The organism is Streptomyces sp. CB01580 (genome assembly GCF_001905795.1).
Taxonomy (GTDB): Bacteria; Actinomycetota; Actinomycetes; order Streptomycetales; family Streptomycetaceae; genus Streptomyces.
Genome location: NZ_LIXJ01000028.1, coordinates 14,915 through 36,799, shown reverse-complemented (window position 1 = coordinate 36,799; position 21,885 = coordinate 14,915). Strand labels below are relative to the sequence as shown.

Genomic DNA, 21,885 nt, shown 5'->3' with positions numbered 1-21,885 from the left:
CTTCTGAGACGGAAGGACGATGGCACCTACCCTTGCCCAGGGTCCCCTCGCCGTACGGGACTTCTGGTTGGAACGCACGGACGCCCTGCGCGACGCCGAGTCGGCGCTCGCCGATGCCTATCTCGCTCCCGACGGTCCGGCTCGCAGCGACCGCGGCGCGAGGGCCCGAGCGGACCTTCCCGACGCCACCGTGGCGCGCCTGGAGGAGATCACCGGCGGCAGCCCCGAACTGGCGTGGACGGTGCTGGCCGCCGCCACCGCACTGGTGCTGAGCCGTTTCGGCGCGGGCCCCACGGTGGCGGTCCGCCTCGGCGCGCCCTTCGGCACCGGGCTGCCCGTTCTCCTCGAAGTCGACACCGATCTCGGCTTCGCGCAGTGGCTCGGCAGGGTGCGCGAGGCCGTCGCCGAGGCATGCGATCACGCACCGGCCGAGGGCGCAGGGGTCCACGTGCCCGACAGCCCTCTGCAGATCGTCGTCGGGGATGCCGGCGCCCGGCAAGGCATTGCGATCGGCCTCGACGCCGGCAGTGTCGTGGTGTCCTGCGACGTACGGCTCGGCGTGGACATCGAGGATCTGGCCACCGGCGTGGTCATGGCGATGCGGGCCGGGCTGTCCGAGCCCGGTCGTGCGCTCGCCGACATCGGCCTGCTCGGCAAGGACAGCCGTCACCGAATCCTGGAGGACTTCAACAGCGAACAGCCGCCCGCGCCCGGACCGGCCTACCGAGACCTGTTGCTGGCCCGTGCCCGCGCGCACCCCGACGCGGTCGCCGTGCACGACGGCAGCCACTCGTTCACGTACGGCCAGCTGTGCCGCTACGCCACGGCCATCGCCCTGGAACTGCGGGAGGCGGGTGTCGGCCCGGACATGCCGGTGGCGCTGAGCGGCCCCCGGGACGCCTGGTACCTGGTGATGGCGGTCGGCATTCTCTTCTCCGGCGGCTCCTACATGCCGGTGGACCACACGCTGCCCGAATTGCGCCGACAGCAACTGCTGTCCGGGGTCCGCGTACTGGTCAGCGCGCAGGACACGGCGCACGACCCGTCCCGAACCGTGCTCAGGACGGAGGAACTGGCCGAGCGTGCACGGTCGTTCACCTGCACCCCGGAGCAGGTGCCGGAGCTGCTCGGGCCCCCTCCGGCCCCCTCGGACCTCGCGTATGTGATCTACACCTCGGGCTCCACGGGCCTGCCCAAGGGCGCCTGTATCGAGCATGGTTCGTTCCTGGCACTGATGGCGTTCCGCGCGGCGGACTGCGCGCTGCGCCCCGGAGCGGAGCTGCCGCAGACCGCGCCGGTGTCCTTCGACATCTCGGTGTGGCAGATGTTCAGCGCCCTGACGGCCGGGGCCACCGTGTGCGTCGTGGGGGAGGAGACGGTCAGGGATCCCGTCGCTCTGGTGGAGCTGTCGGTGCTGCACGGCTTCGAGTACCTGGAGCTCGTGCCGACGATGATCGCGCTGGTGCTCGACCACCTCGACGAGCAACCCGCCAAAGCCCGCGCCCTGCGCGAGCGGCTCCGCGGGGTGATCTCCACGGGAGAGGTGCTCGGCGTCGAACTGGCGCGTCGATGGACCCGGTCGATGCCCACGGTCCCGCTGCTCAACGCCTACGGCCCCGCGGAGTGCACGGACGATGTCACCCAAGGAGCGGTGGACCCGGCAGCCGGCTCCCACACCTCGGTGGGCCGTCCGCTGCCGCATGCCCGGGTCTACGTACTGGACCGGGATCTGGAACCGGTGCCGGTGGGCGTGGTCGGCGAGATCCATGTCGGCGGTGTCTCGGTCGGTCGCGGCTACTTCGGCGACGCCCGGCGTACGGCCGACGCCTTTCTCCCCGACCCGCACAGCCCGTGCCCGGGCGCCCGCATGTACCGCACGGGCGACCGCGGCAGATGGCGCAACGACGGGACACTGGAGTGCCTGGGGCGCCAGGACACCCAGGTCAAGCTGCGCGGCCGACGGGTGGAGCTCAGCGAGATCGAACGCACCTTGGAGACGCACCCCGACGTCACGGCGGTCGCGGTGGAGGTGGCCCGCCAGGGCGCCGCGGAGCGGCTCGTCGCGTTCGTGGCCACCCCGCACCGGGCAGAACCGGACGAACTCGCCCGGGAAGTAACCGGTTTCGCCGCCGAGCGACTGCCCGCCTACATGGTCCCTTCGGACGTCGTGTGCCTCGGCGACCTGCCGCTCACCCGCAACGGCAAAGTGGACCGCAAGGCACTCGGTGCCCTCGCGCACACGGAGCGGGCTCCCGCGGCGGCGGGGCGGCACCAGGGCAGCCCCGCACCCCGTACCGAGGCCGAGAAGACGCTCTGCGCCCTGTGGGAGAAGGCGCTGAAGGTGCCCGTCGGCATCCGGGACGACTTCTTCCTGCTCGGCGGTGACTCGATCGTCAGCATCCGGATCGTGCAGGAGGCAGTGCGGCAGGGCATCGCGCTGCGCCCGAAGCACTTCTACACCCATCGCACGGTTGAGGAGCTCGCGCGCCTCGCCAAGGACGAGGAGGCCGTGCACACGGCCGAGCCCGAGGGAGCCGATGCGCCACTGACTCCCATTCAGCGCTGGTTCTTCACACAGGACTTCATCGATCCCGACCACTGGAACCAGTCGTACGTACTGGCAGGCGAGGAGCCACTGGACCCCGAAGTCCTGGAGCGTGCGCTGCGGCGGCTCGTGGAGCGCCACGACCAGCTGCGCGTCCGGTTCGCCCGGGTCGACGGCGAGTTGCGGCAGGTCATGTCGGAGGTGCCGCAGGATCTGCTGTGGCGTGCCGTGGACCGTCCGGCCGAGGAGACCGCGGATGCGGCCCATGCCTCGCTGTCCGTGAGCGAGGGGCCGCTGCTGCGCGCCGCGCTCCTCGACGGGCACCGGCTCCTCCTGACCGCCCACCATCTGGTGGTGGACCAGGTCTCCTGGGACGTCCTGCTGTCCGAACTGGAGATCCTGTACCGGCACGGTGGCGCGGCGGACGGGCTCGGCCCGTGCAGCGGGGGCTACTTCGCCTGGGCCCGTCACCTCGCGCAGGCCGGGCCGCCGGCGGCGGCACAGCCGGCCGTGCCCCAGGGCCCGCCGCCCGTACCCGCGCTCGCCACGGACCCCCTGGTGGCCAATGTGTACGGCGACCGGGCCCATGCCCGGTTCACCCTGAGCCCGCAGGAGACCACCCGGCTGGTGCGCAGGGCCGCACGCGAGAGCGAGAGCGGTGTGCCCGCCGCTCTGCTCGCCGGGCTGGGCCGGGCCCTGTCGCACGTCCACCCCTCCGGGACACTCCTCGTCGAGGTGGAGCGTCACGGCCGCGCGGAGGCCGACGCGGTCCTGGACGTGACGCGTACGGTCGGGTGGTTCACCGTGCTCGACACGGTGGCGCTGCCCGTCGCACCGGACCTGTCCTGGGCGGACGCGGCCGCGGCGATCGACGGAGCCCGCCCCGGCTTCGGTACGGCCCATGCCGTCAGCTTCAACTACCTTGGCCGACTGGACGAATCGGAGGAGGACGGTCTGTTCACCGTCGTGGAGGACCTGGGCACCAGACGCTCGCCACGCGGTCACCGCCCCTGCGAGCTGGAGGTGAACGCCTTCGTCGTGGACGGCGCCCTGACCGTGGACGTCGAATACGTGCCGGGCAGGCACGATCACGGTGAACTGGACGACCTGCTCACCCGCTGGCGCGGCTCCCTGACCGAGCAGACCGGATCCGCGTCCCTGGACGCCCCGGCCGTCGAGTCCCTGCACCCCCTGACGCCCACCCAGTACGCCTTCTTCGCCCGCGACCTGCCCGATCACCACCACTGGAACCACGGCGTGCTCTTCGACGTGACGTCGGGGGACAGCCGGGAACGGATCGCGAGCGTGCTGCACGGCCTCCTGCGGCGGCACTCCGCGCTGCGCGCGCGGTTCGTGCGCACCCCGCGCGGCCTGCTGCAGGGGCCCGCCGAGGACGCCGATGTGCCCCTGACGGTCCACGATCTGAGCGGGTACGCCCCCGAGGAGGCCGCGCGGAGGAGGGGCACGATCGCGAACGGCCTGCACACCTCGCTCGATCTCCACCGCGGGCCCGTCGTGCGCGCGGCCCTGTTCCGGACGCCCGGCGCGGCAGCGGACCAGTTGCTTCTCGTGGTGCATCACGCGGTGGTCGATCTCTACTCATGGAACGTGCTCGCCGAGGATCTGAACCGCCTGTTGAGCGGTGAGGCGCCCGCCGCCCTGGAGGAGCCCGGAGCGTCCTACTACTCCTGGGCGTCACGCCTTGCCGCGCATGTGCGCCGGGCCCCGGAGAGCCTGGGGCTCACCCACTGGCGGACGCTGGCCGGAGCAGGTCGGCTGTCGTGGTCGGCCACCGACGACCGCGGCACCGAAGCGAGTGCGCGGGCGGTGTGGACGGAACTCGACCACGAGGAGACCCGCCGCTACGTGGCGCACAGCAGAAGCACCCAACAGCCCCTGTTCGCCTGCCTGCTGGCCGACTTCGGCGCAGCGGGCGGCCGATGGCTGGGTGCGGAGTGCGGCGACCTGCTGATCGAACTGGGCGGTCACGGCCGCGAGGACCTGTTCGCCGACCTGGAACTCGGCCGTACCGTCGGCTGGTTCACCACGTCCTACCCGCTGCTGCTGCCGTTGCCCGGCGACCGGGGGCCGGCCGCCCACCGTGAGGCGGTGGCCCGGCGGCTGGGAGACGTCCCGCAGCGCGGTCTCGGTTTCGAGGCGCTGCGCCATCTGCATCCGGACCCTGCGACGCGCGCAGAACTGGCGGCCCTGCCCGTTCCCTTGGTGCGCTACGACTTCGACGGCGAGCTCGAACACCTGGACACGGTGGGCACCGAGGACACCGGGCAGTGGAAGCCGGCCGCCGCGCCCCGCGCCCACCTCCTGGACATCAACGCCTCCATCACCAACAGTCGGCTGAAGGTCCGCTGGCAGTTCAGCGACCAGGCCCTGCCGGAGGACAGGGTGCGGGAACTGGCCGCTTTCTACATGCAGGCTCTACGAGAGAACGGGAAATGACGTCGGAGAAATCCACGGGCGGTCTGCGTCTGTTGTGGGACGCCATCGGTTCGGCCAGACGCACCGTCGTCGGGGGCTTCGCGATCCTCGCGGTGGCTCTCGTCTGCGATCTGGCGGGCCCTTTGGTCATCCGTGCCTACGTCGACGGGGCGTCGGGCAGTGATTCCGTCGATGAGCTGATGCGGTTGGCCCTGATCTATCTGGGGATCGCGGCCGTAGGCGTCGGCGCGAATCTGCTGGCGGGCTATCTCGCCGCGCGCTCCGGCTGGGGCGTGGCCGATACGATCCGCCGTCGGCTGCTGCGCAAGGTCGTGGTCGACCGACCGGTGCTCGAGGTGGAGCGCCGGTCCGCGGGCGAGGTCCTCGAATCGGTCGAGGGCAACGCGGACGTGATCGGTGAGGCGCTTGCCGAGGCCGGGTTCCGGGTGATGGGCAATCTCGCGCTGGCCCTCGGCACGGTGGTGATCATCTTCACCATCGCGCCCGCTGCGGGCGCAGGTGTCGCCGTGCTGCTCGTCATCATCACGCTCGTCCTGGCGAAGCTCACCCGGCTCGCCGTACGCCGCTGGCAGACCGCCCGCGCCAAGAAGGCCGAGGCGTTCGGATTCATCGGCGACGCGCTGGCCGCGCGCGACGACCTGCTGCCGCTCGGCGAGGCCCCGTGGGTCACCAGCAAGGCGCGGGGGCTGCTCGCGGATCTGCTGGTGCGCGAGCGCCGGGCCTACATCGGGGGGCGCGCCTTCTGGCCGTGCACCCAGCTCTTCTTCGCTGTCAGCTTCGGTATCAGCTTCGCCTTCGGGCTGCGCGCCCTGGGCGTCGGCAGCATCAGCGTGGGCACCCTGGCCATGATCTATCTCTATGTCGAGCGCCTCAGCGAACCGCTGGAGGACCTCTCCTCCCAGATGGACCAGGTGCAGCGGATGCTGGCCTCGCTGGCGATCGCCGCACGCACGCTGGCCGAGCCGCAGCCCTGTGGCGCGGTGGAGGAGGCCGGGTACGAGCGCTTGCCCGAGGGCCCTTTGGCCGTCCGGTTCGACGGCGTCACCTTCGGTTACACCACGGATGCGCCTGTGCTGAGCGAGGTGACCTTCGAGGCCCGGCCAGGGCAGGTGACCGGCATCGTGGGCCGTACCGGCGCGGGCAAGAGCACACTGGTCAACCTGCTGTGCGGACTGGGCACGCCGCAACAGGGCCGGGTGCTCATCGCAGACGTGGAGGCATCCCGTATCCACCCCGAGGAGATGGCGTCCCGGATCTCCGTGCTCAGCCAGCACTCCCACCTGTTCTCCGCATCGATCAGGGACAACCTGACGCTCTTCGGCACCCCCGTGCCCGACAGCCGGATCTGGGAGGTCCTCGACGGTCTCGGCGCCGGTGACTGGGTCCGCGCCCTGCCCGAGGGGCTGGACACCATGGTCGGCGCCGCCGGACGCACGGTGTCGGAGGGCGAGGCACAACTGCTCGCCGGGGCGCGTGCGCTCGTCCGTCCCTCTTCGCTGCTCGTCATCGACGAGGGGACCTCGCGGCTGGACGCCGCTACCGAACGGACCTGGACCCGGGTGGTCGAACAGGCCTGCAAGGACCGGACGGTGCTGATGGTCGCGCACCGGCTCGCCACCCTGGAGAACGCCGACCAGATCGTGGAGATGGCCGACGGAGCGGTCGTTGCGTGCCGCCCCGGCGGCCCCAACAGCCCCGGCGCCGCTCGGGGAATGAACTCGGGGGTGTTCTCGTGATGACGTTCAAGACCGCGTTCTCGCGCTTCCTGCTGCATGCCGGTGGCCGGTACAAAGGGCTCTACCTGAGCAGCACCGTCGTATGGACGATGATTCACGGCCTGCCCCTACTGGTCGGCGTGGGGGTCCAGGCGCTCCTCGACGAGGCTGCCGGCGCCCCCACCGCGAGCTCCACATGGTGGCTCCTGGGCCTGGTGGTCGCCACCATGGCGGCCCGCGCCCTCGTTCTGGTGGGCGGTCTCGGCCTCGACTTCACCCTCATCTTCCGCGTGAGCGCCCATCTCAAGACCTCGGTGCTGTCCCGGCTCGTGGGCCGTTCCCGGGCCCGAGGACCGCGGCTGAAGGAAGGCGACCAGCTCAACCGGATCCGTGAGGACACCGATGAGATCGCCGAATTCCTGGGGTGGACCGCAGACCTGTTCTACCGCACCGTGCTGCTGTTCATCGCGCTGGGCGTGCTGCTGAGCACCGATGTGGTGGTGACCCTCTCACTGCTGCCCCTCGTCGGTGCGGTGTGGTTGAGTACGACGCTCAAGCGCAGGATCGGCACCCTCCAGGAGGAGACCAGGGAGCGGCAGGGGCGGATAGCGGGGGCCTTCACCGACCTGCTGAGCGGCATCCGTGACGTCCGGCTCGCCAACACTGTGCACCACCGCGTGGAGGACCTGTCCGGCCAGTTCACCGAGCGCCGCAAGGTCCAGGCACGCCAGCAGGTTGCCTCGGACTTCCTCTCGGGTCTCTTCCAGAACATGGTGACCTTCGGTACGGCCATCGTGCTGATGGTAACGGCGACCCGTATGGCCGCCGGCGAGTTCACCGTCGGCGAGCTGGCACTGTTCCTGACGTACACCAGCTGGCTGAGCGAGCAGGTGTTCTTCTTCGGCCGGGCGATGGCCCGCGCCGAGCAGGGCCGCGTCTCGTACGACCGGCTGCGGGAGCTCGCCGACGGCGAACCCGCGCCCGTGCCCGAGGACGCGCCCCGCCTCACCGAACTGCGGGTGGAACAACTGGCGTGCGACGGGCGGTTCGGTCCGGTGTCCTTCACCGCCACCCCGGGCACACTGGTCGCCGTCACCGGCGAAGTGGGCACCGGCAAGAGCGCGTTCCTGCACGCCCTGCTCGCGCTGACGCCCGACGCCGAGGGCCGGGTCCTGTGGAACGGCCGGGACGTGACGGGCGACGCCGGGTGGTGGCAGGCGCCGCGGGCCTCCTACGCCCGTCAGTCGGCGCGCTTCATCCAGGGCACCGCCCGCGACAACCTGCTGCTCGGTGGCGCCGCAGTGGACCGGGACAGTCTGGAGGAGACCCTGCGCGCGGTGTGTCTGGAGCCGGGATCCACCGAACTGCCCGACGGACTGGACACCCGGATCGGCTCGGGAGACGCCAGCGGGCTGTCCGGCGGCCAGCGCCAGCGGCTGGCCCTGGCCCGAATGCTCTGCCGCCCCGCCGACGTCTATGTCGTCGACGACTGCGACTCCTCACTCGACGGGGAGACCGCACGCCGTATGTGGGCCGATCTGCCCCGGCTGCGGCCGGCCGTGTGGATCGTGGTGTCCCACAACCCTGATCTGCTGGCCGCAGCCGACCAGGTCGTCCGCCTCGACCGGGCACGGGTGGGCGCATGACTCACCACGTCGTGACCGACGGTGCGGGACGGCACTCCGTGTGGCGATCCGCCAAGAGGCTGCCCGACGGCTGGCGCGCCACCGGCCTCACCGGCACACGCGAGGAGTGCCTTGACCACATCGCCCGCGTATGGACGGAGCTGAGGCCGCAGGAGGGCGGCCCGGGCACACCGCCCCCCACCACATCCCGAACACGCCCGTCGCCCCCTGGACGAACCCATGAAGAGTCATGAGCCCCGAGCCCTGGTCACGAGGCACCCAGAAAGGTGAACACCCCATGACAGAAGCCGAGTTGCTGCTGGCGCAGGTGTGGAAGGACGTCCTCGGCGCACAGGACGTCCGCCCCGACGACGACTTCTACTCCCTGGGCGGTGACTCCCTGCTCGCCCTGAAGGTGGTGACGGAGGCCGAGGCCAGAGGCCTCCCGCTCACCCTGGTACAGCTCTTCAGGAACCCGACGCTGCGCGGCGCGTGTGCGGGACTGTCCCCGGCCGGTGCGTCGAGCGCCGCCGAACAGCCGCTCGGCGACCTGCCGCAGGAATGGAACCTGTTGGGGCCCGAGGACCGGGAGAATCTGCCCGCGGACGCCGAGTCCGCGGTCCCCGCGACCCGCCTTCAGCTCGGAATGATCTACGAGAGTCTGGTGTCCCGGGGCACGGTCTACGTCGACTCCGTCGCCAGGGACATCCAGCTGCCGCTGGACACGGCCCTGCTGGAACAGGCGCTGGAGACCATGGCACAACGCCACCCCGGGCTGCGCACCCGCTTCGACCTGACGGGGTTCGACGTCCCGGTGGCCGTCGTGTCGAGAGCCGCCGTGCTGCGGCTGAGCCCCTCACTCACCGATCTCGGCCAACCGTTCGACCCGGAGAGCGGGCCGCTGATCCGGGTGCACGCGGCCGGACTTCCGGACCGGGACAGCGCGTTCCGGCTCTCGTACGCCTTCCACCACGCGATCATGGACGGCTGGAGCGAGTCCGTCTTCGTCTCCGAACTGGTTCGTCTGTACGCGGGCCTGCTGCGCGGCGAGGAGGTCTCGCTGCCGCGGCCCGCCCGCTACGAGGAGTACGTACGGCTGGAGCGGGAGGCCGCCGCCGACCCTCGGGCGCGGGACTTCTTCGTCACGAGGTACGACGGCACCGCGGCGGCGCGCCACTCCGCGGAGGCCGTCCACGACAAGCGCTCGATGCCTGTCCCGCATGCGATCGCACAGCGGTGGGAGGAGCTTGCGCGCCACTGGGGCGTTCCGATGAAGAGCCTGGCCGTGGCCGTCCACTGCGCGGCGGTGGCCGAGGTGTGGCAGGTCCCGGCCCCCGTGGTCGGCCTCTCCGTCAACGGCAGGCCGGAGACCGAGGGCGGGGACCTGACCATCGGGCTCTTCCTCAACCACCTCCCGCTCCGGCTCGAACTCGCCGGCCTCAGCTGGCAGGAGGCCGCCCGAGGCGCTCTGGCCGCCGAGCACGAGCTGCTGCCCTACCGCCGCTTCCCCTACGCACAGATCAGGGAAGCCGTTGGCGGTGACCCGTTCGAGGTCGCCCTGAGCTATGTCCACTTCCACCTGCGCGACGACCTCCTCGCCTCCGGCCTCGTGGGGGTGGAGGAGGACATGTACGACCACACCAGCCTCCCGGTGCGGGTGGAGCTGATCAACGACCCGCGCGGCCTGGGCCTGGGATTCGACGTCACCGCCGACACGGCCCGCTACGGCGAGGGGTTCGCACAGCGCCTGGGGGAGGCCCTGCTGCGCGCCGCGGAGCGGCTCGCGACCCAGCCCGACTCCCCGGCCCTTCCCCTCGCCACTGCGGCGATCGACTGAGAGAGCGCCCGGACGCATGCAACCCATCACTGTGATCACCTTGCCGTTCGCCGGTGCGGGAGCCGCGTTCTACCGCTCGTGGACCGCCGTCGCCCGGCACATCGAGATCCTTCCCCTCCAACTACCCGGTCGCGAGGAGCTGTTCGTCGAGCCGCCGCACGTCGACGCGTGCGAGGCCGCAGCGGACCTGCTGCCCAGGGTCACCGAGGCGACACCCCGGGGTGGGCGCCTGGCGCTGTACGGCCACAGCCTCGGCGCCGTACTGGCCTTCGAGCTGGCACACCGTCTGGTCGAGGAGGGCCGCAGCGAAGTGGTCCGGCTCATCGTCAGCGGCTCCCCGGCGCCGTGGGCGGGCCGCCGCGATCGTGCCTCTGGACTGCCCGACGACGAATTCCTGTGCCAGGTACGCAAATTCGCGGGCTACGACCATCCCGCGCTCGACAGCCCCGCCCTGCGGGAGCTGCTGCTGCCGACCCTGCGCGCCGACGTGGAGATGCACGAGAGCTACGTCTCCCCGCCCGACCGCACGCCGCTTCCCGTCCCCATCACGGCCATCCGAGGGGACCGGGACGAACTGGTCTCCGCCGCCGAAGTGGCGCAGTGGCGCGAGGCGACCAGCCGCGGCTTCCGGCAGATGGAGACCGAGGGCGGCCACATGTATCTGGCGGGCGCCGCCGACCACTGCGTACAGCTGCTGGAGGCCGAGCTGGCCACGGTCGAGGACGGTGGCGCATGCGTCTGAGCGGCACCACCGCCTTGATCACCGGAGCGGCGCGCGGCCTGGGCCGGGCCTGTGCCACCGCCTTCGCCCGCGAGGGCGCCGACCTGGTGCTGCTCGACATCTGCGCCGACCTCCCGGGCGTGCCCTACCCCCTTGGGACATCCGGTCAGCTGGAGCACACCGCCGAACTGTGCCGGGAGCACGGAGCCGCTGCGCTGGCCCTCACCGCCGACGTACGGGATGCCGAGGCCCTGGAGCGGGCGTACGCGCAGGCTGTCGACCGCTTCGGCACAATTGACGTGCTCGTCAACAACGCCGGTATCGCCGCCCCTTCGGGCAAGGCTGCGCACGAGATCGCCGAAGCCGAGTGGAACCTCATGCTCGATGTCGACCTGTCCGGCGCCTGGCGCATGACACGCCTGGTGGCCGGGCCCATGCTGGAGCGCCGCCGCGGCAGCATCATCAATGTCGCCTCGACGGCCGGCACGGTCGGCTATCGGCACTTCGCGGGCTATGTGGCCGCCAAACACGGACTCGTCGGGCTGACGAAGGCGGCAGCACTCGACTTCGCCCCCATGAAGGTGCGCGTCAACGCCATCTGTCCGGGCTCGGTCCGCGACGACAGCACGGTGGAGGGCCGCATGCTCTCCGAGATCGCCCGATCGCTGGAGGTCCCCGTCGCCGAGCACGAGGCGGCTTTCCTCCAGGCGCAGCCGATGAACGCCCTGATCGAACCGGATGACGTCGCCGCCGCGGCCGTCTGGCTCGCTGGCGACGACGCTCTTCAGGTCACCGGCGCGGTGCTCACCGTCGACGGTGGATTCACCGCTCGCTGACACGAACCGAGGAAGCCGGATCCATGTCCCCGCACATACCGCTGAACCTCGCACAGTCCCTGTCGTCGCGCTGCCACGCCGTCCGTGTCCGGCTCGCCGGCACCTCGGCGTCCCCGCCGGACACCGACACCGATGCCATCGCCCGGCGTCTGGCGCCGTACGCCCGCTTGTGGAGGGAGGACCTGGGGGCCCGTACCCCCGCGGCGCGCCACCTCGCCCGCGCCGAGCGTGAGCTGGCCCGTCCGCTGCCCAGCACCGGCCCGGGGATACGGGCCGTACTGCTGCGGTCCGGTGACGGTCCCGCCGATCTGATCGTCGTCGCGCGCCGGGACGTGCTCGATGCCGAGGGCCTGTGCCGCCTGGCCCGCCACGCTGCACAGGGCACGGCGGAACCGCCCGGCCTTCGCACGCCCCAGGAGGCCGCCCCTCGCGATCCGTCCTGGCCCGCCATCCCCGCCTGGGCTTCGGGGAGCCGCTCCGAAGCGGGCGGGACCGTGTCGGTCATCGTGGAGTCGCCGTTCAGCGGCGGTGTCCCGGACGGCGCCGACGAGGCGGCCTGGCTCGCCGCACTCGCCCTTGTTCTGGCCCGCTACGGCGGGGAGCCCGCGCCGGCGGTCGGCATCGCCGACGACCGGGTGCGCTCCCGGCACCTGGACACCGGCAACGGGAGCCTGCGCGACCTGGTCTCGCGGGCCCGGCGCCACCTCAGGGACGCGGATGCCCGGCGGGACACCCCGCCGGCGGCGGTCGGGCTGTGCCTCCCCCTCCGCACGGCCGACGGCGTCGACTACCGGCCCGCCCCAGGACGGCCTTTCCCGCTCACCGTCGGCGCCGGGCCCGACGCGACCCTGTACGCCTCATTCCACGAGGACGACTTCGCCGAACCGGCCGTACGGCAGCTGCTGCACCATCTCGCGGCGGCCCTCCGCCAGGTGTGCGGGGACGAGGAAAGCACACCTGCGGCCACGGCGGACTTCCTCGACGGCCCGGAGCGGCAGCGCCTCGCGGCCCTGGGGACCACCGCGCCTCCGCCGCCCCGTGTGGGCCTGCGCCGCATCGACGCCCTCGTCGCCGAGCAGGCCCACCGTACGCCGGACGCCATTGCCGTCTCGTCCGGCGGTGTGCGGCTGACGTACCGGGAACTGCAGGAGCGCGCCGGGCTGCTCGCCCGGGGGCTGCGCTCGCGCGGCGTCGGACCCGGCGACCGGGTGGGCGTGTGCCTGCCCCGCTCGGCCGACCACGTCGTCGCCCTGCTCGCCGTACTGACGGCAGGGGCGGTCTATGTGCCCGTCGACCCCGATCTCCCGGCGGACCGGGTGGCGTTCATCGCGGGGGACACCAAATGGCGGCTCGCCGTCAGTGACCGCGAGGGCTTCCCGACCCCCGATGCGGTTGGCGTCGAGGAACTGGTCGACGGGCAGGACGAGCCGTTCCGGGGGGAGTTCGACCCGGCGGACCCCGCGTACATCATCCACACCTCCGGTTCCACCGGTCGCCCCAAGGGCGTACTGGTCGCGCACTCCAACGTCGTCGGTCTCATCGAGGCCACCGAGAAGGAATACGGGCTCGGCACGGGCGACGTCTGGACGTTCTTCCACTCCAGCGCCTTCGACTTCTCCGTGTGGGAGATCTGGGGCTGTCTGCTCACAGGCGGACACCTGGTCGTGGTGCCGTACCAGGTCTCCCGCACCCCTGAGGAGTTTCACGAGCTGCTCGACCGGGAGCGGGTGACGGTCCTGAGTCAGACTCCGTCGGCCTTCTCCCAGCTCCTGCCCGAGGTCCGCGAACGCCCGGCGTCGCTGGCGGTGCGCTTGGTGGTCTTCGGCGGTGAGGCATTGGACAGCCATGTCCTGCTGCCCTGGTTCGACAGCTACCCCGAGCACCGCTGCCGCGTGGTCAACATGTATGGCATCACCGAGACCACCGTGCACGTCACGGCGCAGACCATCACACGGCGCATGGCCTTGTCCGGGACGCGCTCCGTCGGGCGTCCGCTGCCCGGCTGGCACGTCCACGTGATGGACGAGCACGGGCGGCTGCTGCCCCCGGGGGCGAGCGGGGAACTCGTCGTCGGTGGCGCGGGCGTGGCGCTCGGGTACCTGGACCGCCCCGAGCTGACGGCGCAGCGCTTCGTTCCCGACCCTTTCACCGGCGGGCGAATGTACCGCAGCGGCGATCTGGGGCGGATGCTTCCCGACGGGACCTTGGAGCACCTGGGCCGCATGGACAGCCAGGTCAAGATCCGGGGATTCCGCATCGAGCTGGACGAGATCCGTGCCGTCCTGCTGGACGACCCCGAGGTCGAGGCCGCGGCGACCGTGGTGCGCCGTGCGGACCCGAACGACCCGATGACCGCGCGGATCGACGCCTATGTGGTCCTGCGGGGCGGACCGCAGGCACCGGGGCCGCAGACCGAAACCGGAGCGATTCGGCGACGGGCCGCTCGGCTGCTGCCCGACTACATGGTCCCGGCCACGGTGACCGCCGTGCCGCGGGTGCCGCTGACCGCGAACGGCAAACTCGATGTGGCCCGGCTGCCCGCGCCTGCCGCCGGAGCCGGGACGGCCGGGCCCGGCGCTGCCGCCGACAGCGTGGCGGACGACGCTCTGGTGGACGCGCTGTGCGGCGTCTGGGCCGACCTTCTGGGCCGTGAGGTGACCCCGGACCAGAACTTCTTCCAGCTGGGGGGTAATTCCCTGATGGTGGTCCGCATGGGCGTGGTCCTGCGGGAGCGCGGGCTGCCGGACGTACCGCCGCGCACCCTGTACCTCAATCCGTCGGTACGGGAACTGGCCCTGGCCCTGAGCACCCCTGCCGGCTGAGCGGGGTGTTTGCCGCCGGCACCTCGCGAGCGTACGGCGCCGTCGTGACCACCCACCGTACGACGCCTGCGTGGCCATGGGGCGTCGGAAGCGTCCGGGCGGACGCGCGCACCGCACGGTCGAAGCCGTTCTTCGAGCCGCTCTACACACAGTTCCGCAAGCCATCTCGACAGGAGGAGGAACCATGAGCGTGTCGGCACGTCGTTCCGTACCGAGTGCCATCAGGTGGCAAGGTACCTTCGGGCAGGGACGGGGCCAGCGATGAAACCACTGGTCGTCGTCTACGACGAGGGCGCCGCGCAGCCCAGTGAAATCGCCGCCGGACTCGCCGACGTGGCACCGTTGATCACGGTGATCGCGCCGAGCGAGCATGCCCGCACCCGGCAGCCGCTGCTCGCCCAGTTCGGCAGGACCGTCGATGCGACCTCGGTCGACGACGCGGTTCGTGAGCTGGCCGCGGAACAGCCCGCCGGCATCGTGACCTTCTCGGAGCGGGCGCTGCGGCTGACAACGGTCCTCGCCGAGCGCCTCGGCCTGCCCTTCCACAGTCGGCGGACCACCACGCTGCTGACCGACAAGTTCGAGCAGCGCACCGCACTGCGCGACGCGGGGGTGCATTCGATCCGCTTCCACCGCATCGCGGAGCCCGGAGAGTGGCCGGCGGCGCTGGCGGCAGTTGGGCTGCCCGCCGTGCTCAAGCCCGCCCACGGGGGATCCAGCAGGAACACCTATCTCGTCCAGGACGAGGAGACCGGCCGCCGGCTGGCGGAGCGGCTGCTGGCAGAGGGCTGCCCCGGTTTCGAGGAGGGCGGGGCGCTGGTGCTGGAGGAGTATCTGGTGGGGCGCCCCTCGGGGCCCTTCGGCGACTATGTCTCCGTCGAGAGCGTGGCCGAGGACGGCGCGGTGCGCCACCTCGCCATCACCGGGAAGATGCCGGTCCTCCCGCCGTTCAGGGAGTCCGGCGACTTCTGGCCCGCGGCCCTGGACGCGGCCGACCGGGAGGCCGTGTACGAGCTGACCACCCGCGCCCTGCACGCCGTGGGGGTACGGTCGGGGCTGGCCCACACAGAGGTCAAGATGACGGCGGAGGGCCCCCGCATCATCGAGATCAACGGGCGTCTTGGCGGTGACATCAACGCGATGGCGGTCTTCGTCATGGGCCTGAGCCTGACGGAGACGGCCGGCCGTGTCGCCCTGGGGCTGCCGGTGACGCTGCCTGCCATGCCCGAGGACAAGGTCTACTTCCACGTCTTCCACTCCGGCCCGACCGTGCCGTGTGACCTCGTCGCGTTCGAGGGGGCCGATCTGCTGCGCAAGCTGCCCGGCGTCTCCGTGTACCGGTCCCATGTCAGGCCCGGCACCTCCTTTCCCGGCGGCACGAACACACAGGAACTCGATGTGGCCATGGGCACGGTCGCCGACCACGCGGAACTCGTGGCCAAGGTCGACGAGATGGCGCGGTGCCTGCAATTCCACGTCACCTTTCCCGGCGACGGCACCGTGCACATTCTCAACGGCACTGAGCTCGGAAGACTGTGAACGGCAAATGGGGGACGGACGAGATGAGAGGAACATCGGAGCGCGAAACCCCGGAGTGGGCCTTCGACGGCCGAAGGCACCGCCAGTACCGCTTCGCGCCGGACATCGAACAGCGGATCCGGGAACTCAATGTCCTCGACAACTGGCACGGTCCGCTCGGCTGGACCAGGGACCTGTTGCTGGTGATCGGTTCGGTACTGCTGTGTACCGGTGTGAGCTGGTGGCTCTATCCGCTGGCGCTGGTCGTGATCGGCTCCCGGCAGCGGGCGTTCTCCAACCTTCTGCACGAGAGCGCGCACAACATCCTCACCGCCGATCGGAGGCTGAATCTGCTGTTGGGCACGGTGCTCACCGCCTACCCCATCTTCCAGCTGCACTATGCCTACAAGCGGTCGCACGTCGCCGAACACCATCCACACCTCGGGAACCCGGACCGCGATCCGGATCTGCGGTACTTCATCGAGCGGAAGGTCTATCAGCGGCAGTCGAAGAAGAGGCTGTGGTGGAGCCTGGTGGTCCTTCCCCTGCTGGGATCGTCGACGTGGTCGTATCTGCGCTATCTGGTACGCAATCGCTTCGGAGGGCAGCACGCCGACGAGCTCGCGGGCGGCTCAGCGGGCAGCGCCGCCCGTGGCCGGAGGGAACGACGTGACCGCGTGGTCTTCGCCCTGTTCTGGGCCGTCGTGGTCGGCGCGAGCGTCGCGATGGGCTGGTGGCACCTGATCGTCCTGTTCTGGCTGATCCCTTACCTGACGACCTTTCAAATACTCGGCTGGTACATCGAGTTGTCCGAACACACCCCCTTGGTGCGCGACTCCAACATCAGTCTGTTCATGACGCGCAACCGGATGAGCCGGGGCCTGGAGCTGTTCTTGACGGGTACGTACGCCGATCACCGTCATCTGGACCACCATCTCGATCCGCGCACGCCCTACTGGAACCTGGAGCGGGCGCGGCGCATCAGACTCGATGACGCCCAGTACGCCACCGTGGACCGTTCGTTCAGCGGGCTCTTCCACCGGGGGCGCCAGGGTCAGCCGTGCGCACTGGCCGACATCGTCGGTTCCCTCGCCCGCCCGGCGCCACCCCGCAAGAGCGAATAGGCGCAGGCACTTTCCCCGGACTTCCTTGGTCTTCCATGGACCTCCTTCGGCTTTCTCCGGTTCTCCCATCCCGTGGCCTGCCCCCATCACCCGGGCCGACCCGCCCAGGAGGCGAATGACGTCTTCCCGCGACGAGTGCGCTCCCTTCGACCCGATCGCGCTGGAGCCGGAGGTACGCAACTGCTCCCGCATGTGGCCGGCGGTGTTCGGAATCGCCGAAGGGAGCCGTCCGACAGACCTTGAAGGGCGCTCCTACCCGGACTTCTTCGCCGGCGCCGGCACCTTGAACTACGGCCACAACCACCCCCGTGCTCAAACGTGCCCTGCCGGACTGCATCGAAGCCGACGGCATCGCGCGCAGCCTGGACATGATGACGCGCGCCGAGGCAGACTTCCTCGCTCTCGGCGCCCTCGTGCGCGGCCGCGGCCTCGATTGGGGCATCGCCTTCGCCGCCCCCGACCTCGGCGCGCGCATCAGCCACGAGGCGTACCTCCGCGGTCTGCTGGTCGAGACCTCGGGTTCCGCCGACGAGGTGGCCAAGCTCCTGCCGCCGCTGACGGCGTCCCGTGACGAACTCGCCGAAGGGGTGGCCCTGCTCGCCGATGCCGTCACGCGGCAGTCGCGCCGGCCACTGGTACGGCGTCCGGCGCCCATCGGCGGGGTCCAGGGGGCCGATGCCTTCCTCGGGGTGGTCAGAAGCTGTTTCTGAACCGACGATGCTGTGGCATGCCTGCGTGAGCTTTCTCTACGGTGAAGCCATGCCCACCGAACCAGCCTCAGGTCTGCCCGTGCGCGCATACCTCACCACTCCCGACGGGCGGCGCCTCTCCTATCTCGACTTCGGGCCGGCAGGGGGGCGGCCCTTGCTCGGGTTGCACGGACATCTCGGCGAAGGAGCTGACTTCGCAGAGCTCGCCCGCGCCCTGAGCCCCGACGGGTGGCGGGTGGTCGCACTGGACCAGCGGGGGCACGGGGACTCCGACCGGGCGGAGCAGTACGATCGGAACGGATACCTCGACGATCTGAGTCTCCTGCTCACCTACCTGGGCCTTGACCATCAGCCTCTGCCCGTCCTTGGGCACTCCCTCGGTGCCATCAACGCCTACTACCTGGCCGCGGCCCGACCTGATGCTGTAAGCGCCCTGATCAACATTGATGGGCCTGTGTACCTGCCAGTTGTGGACCACGCCCCGCTGTCCGTTCTGCTCGACCTTCCGTACACCGCCCCCACACGCGAGGAACTCCTCGCCGCCTGCGGCCCCCTGACACCCTTGCTGGAAAGCGGACTGCGACCGCACCACGACGGGTGGCGGCTCGGCTCTCACCCTACGGACATGGTCGACTCCGACACCCGCGTGCTCGGCAACCACTGGAACCAATGGCTGAGCTCCCACTGCCCCGCGCTGCTCCTGCACGGCACGGCCAGCACCGTGCTGCCCACCGCGCAGGCCCGCGAGATGGCATCTCGACGCCCCGACACCACCCTGATCGAACTGAACGCCGACCACTGGCCTCATCTACGAAGACCGAAGGAGTCAGCAGTTGCAATCCGCCGATTCCTCGACTCCATTCTTGGCGGTCGATGCAGAAGGACCTGACCAGCCGCCATCACGTCTGAGCGTGGGAACAGTGCTGGCGAGGACCTGGAACCAGGCTGCGGCGAGCAGCAAACAGGCTGCCAGGCCCTGTTCTTCGACGTGGGCACGTTCGACCAGGACCTTCGGGCGGCCGAGCTGGAGACGGTGGACGGGTTTCGGTCGGGCGCGCGTGGTCGAGGAAGCCGGCCTGATCCACGCTTCCCGGCTTATGAATGACGCCCAGACGGGGTCTCGTGGCGGGCTGCGGTGACGGCGGCGGGGCGAGCCCCGCCGCCGGGAAGTCGGCCGCAGCCAACTACCCGGTCACCGTCACGGACTGCGCGGTCGTCGGCGGCGACCACCACCGCCTGCTGCCGGTGTCGGCGCTGTTCGGTCCACGCTGCTGCGGACCGTGTACCGGCATCTCAGGCCCGTCGCCGGGCGCGTCCTGCTCGACGGCACGGACCTGAGCGGGCTCCGCCCGGCGCGATCCGCCCGGCACATCGCCGCCCTCCCGCAGGAGCGGGGCGGGGACTTCGAGCTGACAGCGCGCGAGGTCGTCACGATGGGCCGCACCTCCTGCAAGCGGGCCTTCGCGGGCGAGGACGCCGCCGACCGGGACATCGTGGCCCGGGCTATCGCCGACGTCGGCATGACGGACCACGTCGAACGCCGCTTCACGGAACTGTCCGGCGGAGAGCGGCAACGCGTCCTGCTCGCCCGCGCGTTCGCACAGCGGACGGACGTCCTGGTCCTGGACGAGCCGACCAACCACCTCGACATACGTCACCAGGCCCGTCGCCCTCACCGGCGCCGAGCTCACCGCCGTCGGTCTGCTGCTGCTCGTCCCCCTGGGCGACGGCTGGTCGCCGGCGGACGTGGCCTGGCGGCTGGCGGCTGGCGGTGGCCGGCTTCGGCATGGGCCTGAACGGCGGCCCGGTCCAGGCCCTGGTCATGGGGGCCGCCCCGCCGGACCGGGCTGCCACGGTCGGCTCGACCGTCCAGCTCGCCCGCAGCCTCGGCTTCACGCTCGGACCGGCCCTGGCCACCGCCGCCTGGGGCCTGACCGGCCCGAACGGCGGCGCACGGGCCGGACTGGCCCTGGCCGCCACCGCCGCCTGTCTCGCCGTACCGCTGCTGGCCCTGCCCTCCCGGCGACCGGTGGCCCCGTCAGAGGAGACCGCCGACGCGGCTTCCGCCGCACGCCGTTGAGCCATCCCGACGCGGCTCCCGCCGCACGCCCTTGAGCCACCGCGCTCCATCACCACCCCCGAGGAGACCCACGCAAGTGCGGAATCACCGGCTGGGCGTCCTTCCACCAGGACGCCCGCACCCAGGCCCCGGTCATCGAGGCCATGACCGCGACGCTCGCCCCGCGAGGCCCCGACGCCGGCGGCGTCTGGCTCGGCGAGCACGCGGCGATCGGCCACCGCCGCCTGGCGGTCATCGACCTGGCCGGCGGGGCCCAGCCGATGACGGACCGGCCCGACGCCCCGGCCACCGTGCTGACCTACAGCGGAGAGGTCTACAACCACCACGAACTCCGGGCCGAATTCCGGGGCCGGGGACACGAGTTCCGTACCCGCAGCGACACCGAGGTGGTGCTCCGCGCGTACGCCGAGTGGGGTGAGGCGGTGGCCGACCACCTGGACGGCATGTTCGCCTTCGCCGTCTGGGACGAGCGCGCCTCCCGGCTCCTGCTGGTCCGCGACCGGCTCGGCGTCAAGCCCCTGTTCTGGGCGCACGTCGACGGCTGCCTGGCCTTCGCCTCCGAGCCCAAGGCGCTGTTCGCCCACCCGGAGATCCGGCCCCGGGTGGACGCGGACGGGCTGCGCGAGGCGTACAGCCTGCTGTTCAACACCGGGCCGACCATCTGGTCCGGGGTGCGCGAGGTCGAACCCGGCGGACTGCTGGTCCTGAACCGCGACGGCATCCGCGAACGCCACTACTGGCAGCTGGAGGCCGGCCCGCACACCGACGATCAGGAGAAGACGGTCGCCCGGGTACACACCCTGGTGGGCACCGCCGCGCGGAGCCAGCTCGAAGCGGACGTCCCCCTGTGCTCCCTGCTGTCCGGCGGTATCGACTCCACCGTCCTGCTCGCCGACGAACTGCGCACGCGCGAGAACCCGGACGCCCGTATCCGCTCCTACGCGGTCGACTACAGCGACCAGGCCGAGCAGTTCACCGGCGACGTCCTGCGCACCGGCCACGACACCCCGTACGCCACCGAGGCGGGCGCCTTCATCGGTACCGACCACTCCACCGTCGTCCTCAACCCCCTTGTGCTTCTCGACCCCGAACACCGCAAGGCCGTCGTCGTGGCCCGCGACTCGCCGATCGGCGTCGGTGACATGGACACCTCCCTGTACCTCCTCTTCGGGCAGATACGGAAGCACTCCACCGTGGCCCTGTCAGGGGAGGCCGCCGACGAGGTCTTCGGCGGCTACCCCTGGTTCCGCAACCCCAAGGCCCTCGCCGCGCCCACCTTCCCCTGGCTGCTGGTCACAGGCGATGAGGCCGCCATGCCCCTCCATCCGGAACTGGACCTGCGCATCGGCGAGTTCCGCGACGACACCTACCGCGATGCCCTGGCCGCCGTACCGCACCTCGACGGCGAGACGCCCGCCGAGCACCGACAGCGCGAGATGCAGCACCTGTCGCTGACCCGCTGGCTGCGCCAGCTCCTGCACCGCAAGGACCGCCTCAGCATGGCCCAGGGCCTGGAGGTGCGCGTCCCGTACTGCGACCACCGGCTCGTCCAGTACGCCTTCGCCACCCCCTGGGCGCTGAAGAGCTTCGACGGCCGCGAGAAGAGCCTGCTGCGGGCGGCGGGCACGGGCCTGGCGCCCCACTCGGTGCTGCACCGCCCCAAGAACCACTACCCGGCCACCCACCACCCCGACTACAACCGCGGCCTGCAGGACCTGGCCCGCGACGCGCTCGCCGACGAAACGGTCCGCTCCCTCGCCGACGAGACCCTGGTCAAACCCTGCCTCGACACCGCCTCCGATCAGCTCCAGTGGGGCCACCGGCTGCGCCTCGAACGCGTCGTCGACCTCGCCCTCTGGCTTGACCACCACCAGCCCGACCTCGCCCTGTGAGGA

Annotated in this window: 14 protein-coding genes and 1 pseudogene; all 15 read left to right on the top strand. The window is 71.1% G+C overall.

Annotation, left to right across the window (positions count from 1 at the left end; translation table 11 throughout):
- Positions 1–19: 19 nt before the first annotated feature.
- The 15 genes and pseudogenes from AMK22_RS30005 (at position 20) to asnB (ending at position 21,882) form a co-directional block, all read left to right on the top strand.
- Positions 20–5,002 (top strand): non-ribosomal peptide synthetase, encoded by a 4,983-nt coding sequence (locus AMK22_RS30005; RefSeq protein WP_073790177.1) that lies wholly within the window; start codon positions 20–22, stop codon positions 5,000–5,002.
- On the top strand, positions 4,999–6,738 hold the full coding sequence (locus AMK22_RS30000; RefSeq protein WP_073790175.1) for an ABC transporter ATP-binding protein: 1,740 nt from the start codon (positions 4,999–5,001) through the stop codon (positions 6,736–6,738). The genes AMK22_RS30005 and AMK22_RS30000 overlap by 4 nt, the downstream gene beginning before the upstream one ends.
- Complete coding sequence (locus tag AMK22_RS29995; RefSeq protein WP_073790173.1) at positions 6,738–8,363, top strand: ATP-binding cassette domain-containing protein; 1,626 nt, start codon at positions 6,738–6,740, stop codon at positions 8,361–8,363. Before AMK22_RS30000 ends, AMK22_RS29995 begins: the two co-directional genes overlap by 1 nt.
- Complete coding sequence (locus AMK22_RS29990) at positions 8,360–8,596, top strand: MbtH family NRPS accessory protein (protein ID WP_079186466.1); 237 nt, start codon at positions 8,360–8,362, stop codon at positions 8,594–8,596. The genes AMK22_RS29995 and AMK22_RS29990 overlap by 4 nt, the downstream gene beginning before the upstream one ends.
- Before the next feature lie 44 nt (positions 8,597–8,640).
- The gene (locus AMK22_RS29985; protein WP_242434181.1) at positions 8,641–10,179 is read left to right on the top strand and encodes a condensation domain-containing protein; all 1,539 of its coding nucleotides are present in this window, start codon (positions 8,641–8,643) and stop codon (positions 10,177–10,179) included.
- 16 nt (positions 10,180–10,195) lie between these two features.
- Positions 10,196–10,921 (top strand): thioesterase II family protein, encoded by a 726-nt coding sequence (locus AMK22_RS29980; RefSeq protein ID WP_073790167.1) that lies wholly within the window; start codon positions 10,196–10,198, stop codon positions 10,919–10,921.
- A complete protein-coding gene (locus AMK22_RS29975; RefSeq protein ID WP_073790165.1) occupies positions 10,912–11,736 on the top strand; it encodes an SDR family oxidoreductase in 825 nt (274 codons plus the stop codon). Before AMK22_RS29980 ends, AMK22_RS29975 begins: the two co-directional genes overlap by 10 nt.
- A gap of 23 nt (positions 11,737–11,759) precedes the next feature.
- Entirely contained in the window at positions 11,760–14,558 is a 2,799-nt protein-coding gene (locus tag AMK22_RS29970; RefSeq protein WP_079186465.1) for an amino acid adenylation domain-containing protein, read from the top strand.
- Between the two features lie 261 nt (positions 14,559–14,819).
- A complete protein-coding gene (locus AMK22_RS29965) occupies positions 14,820–16,097 on the top strand; it encodes an ATP-grasp domain-containing protein (protein ID WP_073790163.1) in 1,278 nt (425 codons plus the stop codon).
- 23 nt (positions 16,098–16,120) lie between these two features.
- Positions 16,121–17,200, top strand: a complete 1,080-nt coding sequence (locus AMK22_RS29960) for a fatty acid desaturase family protein (RefSeq protein ID WP_073790237.1) — start codon at positions 16,121–16,123, stop codon at positions 17,198–17,200.
- Between the two features lie 308 nt (positions 17,201–17,508).
- A complete protein-coding gene (locus AMK22_RS29955) occupies positions 17,509–17,910 on the top strand; it encodes a hypothetical protein (RefSeq protein ID WP_073790161.1) in 402 nt (133 codons plus the stop codon).
- Between the two features lie 49 nt (positions 17,911–17,959).
- Complete coding sequence (locus AMK22_RS29950; protein WP_073790235.1) at positions 17,960–18,799, top strand: alpha/beta fold hydrolase; 840 nt, start codon at positions 17,960–17,962, stop codon at positions 18,797–18,799.
- A 316-nt stretch (positions 18,800–19,115) separates the two neighbouring features.
- Positions 19,116–19,607: pseudogene (locus AMK22_RS29945) on the top strand (ABC transporter ATP-binding protein); the annotation flags it as partial.
- A gap of 89 nt (positions 19,608–19,696) precedes the next feature.
- Positions 19,697–19,990: a hypothetical protein gene (locus AMK22_RS38690; protein ID WP_242434180.1), complete on the top strand. Its 294-nt coding sequence runs from the start codon at positions 19,697–19,699 to the stop codon at positions 19,988–19,990.
- An 83-nt stretch (positions 19,991–20,073) separates the two neighbouring features.
- Positions 20,074–21,882: an asparagine synthase (glutamine-hydrolyzing) gene (gene asnB, locus AMK22_RS29935; protein ID WP_073790159.1), complete on the top strand. Its 1,809-nt coding sequence runs from the start codon at positions 20,074–20,076 to the stop codon at positions 21,880–21,882.
- Positions 21,883–21,885 lie beyond the last annotated feature (3 nt).

Bases quoted from the DNA above. Each gene is read 5' to 3' on its own strand.
- AMK22_RS30005 (WP_073790177.1), top strand. From the start codon at position 20: ATGGCACCTACCCTTGCCCAGGGTCCCCTCGCCGTACGGGACTTCTGG.
- AMK22_RS30000 (WP_073790175.1), top strand. From the start codon at position 4,999: ATGACGTCGGAGAAATCCACGGGCGGTCTGCGTCTGTTGTGGGACGCC.
- AMK22_RS29995 (WP_073790173.1), top strand. From the start codon at position 6,738: ATGACGTTCAAGACCGCGTTCTCGCGCTTCCTGCTGCATGCCGGTGGC.
- AMK22_RS29990 (WP_079186466.1), top strand. From the start codon at position 8,360: ATGACTCACCACGTCGTGACCGACGGTGCGGGACGGCACTCCGTGTGG.
- AMK22_RS29985 (WP_242434181.1), top strand. From the start codon at position 8,641: ATGACAGAAGCCGAGTTGCTGCTGGCGCAGGTGTGGAAGGACGTCCTC.
- AMK22_RS29980 (WP_073790167.1), top strand. From the start codon at position 10,196: ATGCAACCCATCACTGTGATCACCTTGCCGTTCGCCGGTGCGGGAGCC.
- AMK22_RS29975 (WP_073790165.1), top strand. From the start codon at position 10,912: ATGCGTCTGAGCGGCACCACCGCCTTGATCACCGGAGCGGCGCGCGGC.
- AMK22_RS29970 (WP_079186465.1), top strand. From the start codon at position 11,760: ATGTCCCCGCACATACCGCTGAACCTCGCACAGTCCCTGTCGTCGCGC.
- AMK22_RS29965 (WP_073790163.1), top strand. From the start codon at position 14,820: ATGAAACCACTGGTCGTCGTCTACGACGAGGGCGCCGCGCAGCCCAGT.
- AMK22_RS29960 (WP_073790237.1), top strand. From the start codon at position 16,121: ATGAGAGGAACATCGGAGCGCGAAACCCCGGAGTGGGCCTTCGACGGC.
- AMK22_RS29950 (WP_073790235.1), top strand. From the start codon at position 17,960: ATGCCCACCGAACCAGCCTCAGGTCTGCCCGTGCGCGCATACCTCACC.
- AMK22_RS38690 (WP_242434180.1), top strand. From the start codon at position 19,697: ATGGGCCTGAACGGCGGCCCGGTCCAGGCCCTGGTCATGGGGGCCGCC.